The sequence below is a fragment of the Saccharothrix sp. ST-888 genome (genome assembly GCF_000955975.1).
GTDB lineage: Bacteria > Actinomycetota > Actinomycetes > Streptomycetales > Streptomycetaceae > Kitasatospora.
Genome location: NZ_JYJF01000264.1, coordinates 1 through 1,638 on the forward strand (window position 1 = coordinate 1; position 1,638 = coordinate 1,638).

Sequence of the window (1,638 nt, forward strand, 5' to 3'; positions counted from 1 at the left end):
CGGGGGCGCTGACGAAGACCTCGGGCGTACGGCTGGCGGCGACCACGTCGGCGTGCCGGACCAGGGCGTGGAAGCCTCTGCCGGTGCGGGGGTCGGTACAGAACTGCGGACGGTCCAGCGCGCGCAGACGGGCGAAGGCGGCGGCCCGGTCCTCGGCCGGGAGGCTCCAGAACTCGGGGTGGGCGGGATCGGTCCCGCTGGATGGGCGGTCGGTGTCCGAGGCGATGCCCGCCAGTGCGCTCATGCGGCAGTTATCGTTCAGTTATCCGCGGAATGTCAAATTCCCGTCTGTTTATGAATTCTAATATCAGATTACTTTCTGAAGTACGCCGCATTCTCGGGATCGGGCTCCGCCGCTGCCTCTTCCACCGCCGGTTCCGCCGGAAGCAGCTCGCGGGCCAGCAGCGTCGCCCCGGCCACCGCGCCCGGCATCACCACGACCGTCAGTACCGGCACCAGGGCGAGCAGCGCCAGCGGCACCCCGAAGCCCAGGGCCAGCCCCAGCCGCCCGCGCAGCAGGCGAATCCGCTCACGCTGCGGGATGCCGCGCCGTTGCAGCGCCACGGCGGTCAGCTCGACGGCCAGGAAGAATCCGGACACCCCCATGCCGACCACCGGCACCACGGTCTGACCGACCACCGGAACGAATCCGCAGAGGAACAGCAGCAGGCCGATCCCGGCCACCCGGACGAGCACCCGGAGGCTGTCCCCGGCCGCCACGACGAGCTCCCGCCAGAGCGACTGCCCGGGTGCGGCGGGCACACCGCCCCCGGTCTCGTCCACCTTCGCCGCGAGCGACTCGTAGAACGGCTGCCCGATCAGCAGCGTCACCGCGGTGAAGCTGACCATCGCCAGCAGCAGCCCGCCGCCTATCAGCGCCGCCACGAACACCCCGCGCAGCAGGCCCTGCCACGGCGAGCCCCAGCCGTCCGCGAACGGGGTCGCCCAGCGGGCCAGGTCACCCGACCAGACGGCGAGCGCGGTCAGTGCCACCACGTACCCCACCAGCGCGATCAGTGCGGGGATCATGCCGAACCCCCACCACCGGCCGCGTCCCGCAACCCACCGCTGGCCCTTGAACAGGAGGCCGACCCCCGCCGCAAAATCTCGCATGCGGAAAAGCCTACGGGGCACCGTCCGAGCCCCCGCCCCCGACCGGTGGCCCGCACCGCACGCACCCGGCGGGGTGGCGCCGAGGCCGTTCCTGTCCGCCTTCCGGCGGGCCCGACCCGCCGACCGGTCCGCTCCGCGAGCCGGGGCGGCGGAGATCCGACGCCGCTGCGCCCCGGCACCCGATCCGACCTCCACGGGCCGCCTGCTTGGGATACCGTCCAAGCGGGCGGCCACGGACGTAGGCGCAGACGTAGGCGAGGTGCGGCAGTGGATCCACAGCAGATGCTGGCGGTCGCGGTCGAGGAGGCCAGGACCGGGCTCGCCGAGGGCGGCATCCCGATCGGCGCGGCGCTGTTCGGCCCGGACGGCGAGCTCCTCGGCCGCGGCCACAACCGCCGGGTCCAGGACGGCGATCCCTCGATGCACGCCGAGACCGCGGCCTTCCGCGCGGCGGGCCGACTGCGCGGCTACGGCCGCACCACGATGGTCACCACCCTGTCGCCCTGCTGGTACTGCTCGGGCCTG

At 73.0% G+C, this 1,638-nt stretch carries 2 protein-coding genes and 1 pseudogene; 1 reads left to right on the forward strand and 2 read right to left on the reverse strand.

Annotation, left to right across the window (positions count from 1 at the left end; translation table 11 throughout):
• Positions 1-244 (reverse strand): annotated as a pseudogene (locus tag UK12_RS32505) (hypothetical protein); the annotation flags it as partial.
• Between the two features lie 68 nt (positions 245-312).
• Positions 313-1,113: an EI24 domain-containing protein gene (locus tag UK12_RS32510; RefSeq protein WP_045306809.1), complete on the reverse strand. Its 801-nt coding sequence runs from the start codon at positions 1,111-1,113 to the stop codon at positions 313-315.
• Positions 1,114-1,395: 282 nt separating this feature from the next.
• Here UK12_RS32510 and UK12_RS32515 point away from each other — a divergent pair.
• Positions 1,396-1,638: nucleoside deaminase (locus tag UK12_RS32515; RefSeq protein ID WP_045306810.1), on the forward strand; the 243-nt coding region annotated here is incomplete at its 3' end.

Coding starts and splice junctions, on each gene's coding strand:
- UK12_RS32510 (WP_045306809.1), bottom strand. CDS start 1,113: ATGCGAGATTTTGCGGCGGGGGTCGGCCTCCTGTTCAAGGGCCAGCGG.